The organism is Frankia sp. AiPs1 (assembly GCF_023716945.1).
In the GTDB taxonomy this organism is placed as follows: domain Bacteria; phylum Actinomycetota; class Actinomycetes; order Frankiales; family Frankiaceae; genus Frankia.
Window position 1 is genome coordinate 1 of record NZ_JAMQQF010000667.1, and the last position, 3,006, is coordinate 3,006.

Sequence of the window (3,006 nt, forward strand, 5' to 3'; positions counted from 1 at the left end):
GGCGGCTGGTTATTTTTTTATTAAGAGACGGCCCGGGGCCACCGCCGCTGGCCGGTGCACCGCCACTACCCGGTGCACCGCCGCTCCCGGCCGGCTCCGCCCTTCCCATCGGCGCGGACGTCGCCGGAGTGGGCGCGAAGGCCGCCAGGCCCTCGATGGAGATGGGCGCCGCGTCCGGCCCGCGGGTCGGGGCCGTCATCGGAATGACCGGCGGAGCCGGCCGGGGCAGGAGTACCACCTCCGGACCGTCCGCGGCGCCGAGGCGCAGCCGCAGCTCACCGACGATGTCGACGTCGCCCAGCCGGCGGCCGTCGCACCACAGCCCGTTGGCGCTGATGTCCTGGACCCGCCAGCCGGCCGCCGTGGGGTGTAGTACTAGGTGACGGCGCGACACCCGCCCGTCGTTGATGACAATGTCCGCGGACCGGGCCCGCCCCACCACGGCAGACTCGTCGCCGGTGAGCGTCACCTCCCCGGCCGGGGTGTGGACGCGCAGCGGGGTCCCAGACACCAGCACTCTCCCTCGATCGCCAGACGCACCATAGTGTGCCTGCGCGAGGGTCGTTTTCTGGCCCCCTTCGGCGACATGTCCGAAAGCCGACCGTCATCCACCCGTCAGGGCGGCCAGACGGCGGATCAGCGGAACACCCTCCCCGCGAAACCGGCCTCCCGACCAGGTGACCCGGCCTCCCGACCAGCCGCCCTCGTCTCCCGGTCGGCCGCGCCCGTCTCCCGGCCAGCCGAGCCCGTCTCCCGAGCAGCCGCGCCGGACTCTCGACCCGCCTCAACCTCGCCCCGGTCACTCACGGTGATCTCGATGTGCCGCGGCCGGCTGTGTCGTGCCTTGGGCAGGGTCACCGTGAGAACCCCGTCGGCCAGGTTCGCCGTGACACCCTCGACATCCACCTCGCCGGGCAGGGCGATCCGATGTTCGAACCGGCCGACCCGGCGGGACCGGCGGCGCACGATGCCGGTCCGCTCCCGCTCGCAGATCTCCCCGGTGACGTGGAGCTCGTCGTCCCGCAGATCGATCGAGACGTCCCCGCGGCGGACGCCGGGCAGCTCCAACTCGACGACGTAGACGTCGTCGGTCTCCTCGATGTCCACCGGCAGTACCGCCCCGGCCAGTACGCCGAGCGGCCGGCCGGAGCCGCCCGCGACGTCGCCGAGCAGGCTGCCCATCCGACTCCAGGCCTCCTCGATCTCGCGGAAGGGATCCCAGCGGCCCAGGGTGGCCCCGCTGTCGGGGGTACCTCGGGTGGAGAGCGCCATCACTCCCACCTCCATCATCATCACAGGATGTTCGCGACTGACTACCTTCCGATCGATACCCGGCGACTGTGGGCCGGCAAACCGGCGGTATCAGTCACGATGGTGGCGTGGCCGGGAGCGGAGGGGTGGCCGAAATGGTGGCGTGGCCGGGAGCGGTGGGGCGGAGCCGGTGAGCGGCAGGGGCGCGCCGGGGCGCGGCCTGGCCCGGCAGGCGCGCCGGTTCCAGCCGCACAGTCTGCCGACGCGGATCGGCGACGATCCGCGTCAGGCCCGCTGGGCCGACGCGATGAAGACGGTGCTCAACCGCGAGCAGATCAGCCTGCCCGCGCTCGCCGAGCGGGTGGCCGGCCCGCTCGACCTGCAGGGCACCCACAAGCTGCGCCGCTGGCTGGCCAACGAGACAACCATCCCGGCGCACGCGATCATCGAGTTGGCCCGGGCGGTCGGCGGCCACGAGAGCGACATGCTCGCCGCCTACGGCCTGCGCAGCCCCTCCATCAGCAAACTCGTTCGCCGGGCCGAGGAGGCCGAGGAGCGGGAGCGGCAGCTTCGCGCCCGCGCCGCGCGGGACGGCCCGACCACCGGCGGTGCACTGTTCGCGGCGGCGGCGGCCCGTGACGGGCGGTGGTCGGTGACCGTGCGGCCGCACTGGCGTGGCCGCCGCCACCGCTGCCACTTCGCCGACCACGTGCTGCTCGAACGGGTCGACGCGATCAGCGAGCGGACCGCCGCCGAACGGGACTTCGCCGAGGTCTTCGAACGGACCGCGGCGAGCTGGGACGCCACACCGCTGCTGGTCGAGGGGCTGCCCCCGGGCCCGCTGCCACCGCTGATCGTCCATCGCTTCACGGCACCGCACGAGCCCACGGCCCACCACGCCCCCACCGACGCGTCCGGGGTCGGCGCGCAGGGCGTCGTCGTCACCGGGTTGCAGTGGACCGGCTCCTACACGGTCGCGGCGTTGCTGGCCAAGGCGCTCGGCTGGGGCCTGGGCAGCTTCGCCCGGGCGGCCCGGTCGGTGCACGGCGGGGCGCAGCTCGACTTCGCCCTCGCCGACGAGATCATGCAGGACTGGTTGCGCCGCCCGGACAACTCCCCGCGCCGGGTCTGGGCACATGTGCTCACCGAGGCGCCGGAACCGAGTGCGCCCAGCGCGCGGCTGCTCGGGAACGCGGGGCCCGACGTGCGGGTGGTCATGGTGGTGCCGGAGCCGGAGCTCATTGAGATCATCGCGGCGTTGTCGGGGGCGGCGGCGGCGGAGCTGGCCGCGCAGAGCCGGGCCTGGGGCGAGCTGCTCGCGCCGCATCCCCGGCTGCTGCACGTGCCCGCGTCCGCCCCGCGCGCGGCGGACGGCTCGGTGCTGCGGGCCGGTGATCCCCGCTTCCTCGACGCCTACTTCGACGCCTCCGTCGACGCGGCCTTCGACGCCCTGCGCCGGCTTGCGGGCGACCGGCCGATCAGCGCGCTCGTCCCGGCGCAGGCCCGGCTGAGCGACCCGTTCGCGGCGTTGGTCGCGGGCGGCGCTCAGGCCGCGAGCAGCAACGATCCCGCGGCGCGAGCACCGTCGGCCCCGTCGGAACTGGTGACACCGGCGGAGCTGGCGGCACCACCGGAACCATCGGCGCCATCGGCGCCATCGGAACCGGCGGGACTGGCATCGCGGTCAGCGGGTCCGGTCCCGTCGGCGGTCGGCGCCGTGGGCTGAACGGCGTGCCGCAGCGCGTCGGCGAGCTC

At 74.3% G+C, this 3,006-nt stretch carries 3 protein-coding genes; 1 reads left to right on the forward strand and 2 read right to left on the reverse strand.

Annotated features, from left to right (window positions below; all coding sequences use genetic code 11):
• The coding region (locus ND748_RS29110; protein WP_251749393.1) for an FHA domain-containing protein at positions 1 to 511 on the reverse strand (511 nt) is incomplete at its 3' end.
• A 125-nt stretch (positions 512 to 636) separates the two neighbouring features.
• A complete protein-coding gene (locus tag ND748_RS29115; RefSeq protein ID WP_251749394.1) occupies positions 637 to 1,272 on the reverse strand; it encodes an Hsp20/alpha crystallin family protein in 636 nt (211 codons plus the stop codon).
• A 169-nt stretch (positions 1,273 to 1,441) separates the two neighbouring features.
• Here ND748_RS29115 and ND748_RS29120 point away from each other — a divergent pair, with 169 nt between their 5' ends.
• Entirely contained in the window at positions 1,442 to 2,977 is a 1,536-nt protein-coding gene (locus ND748_RS29120; protein ID WP_251749395.1) for a hypothetical protein, read from the forward strand.
• Positions 2,978 to 3,006 lie beyond the last annotated feature (29 nt).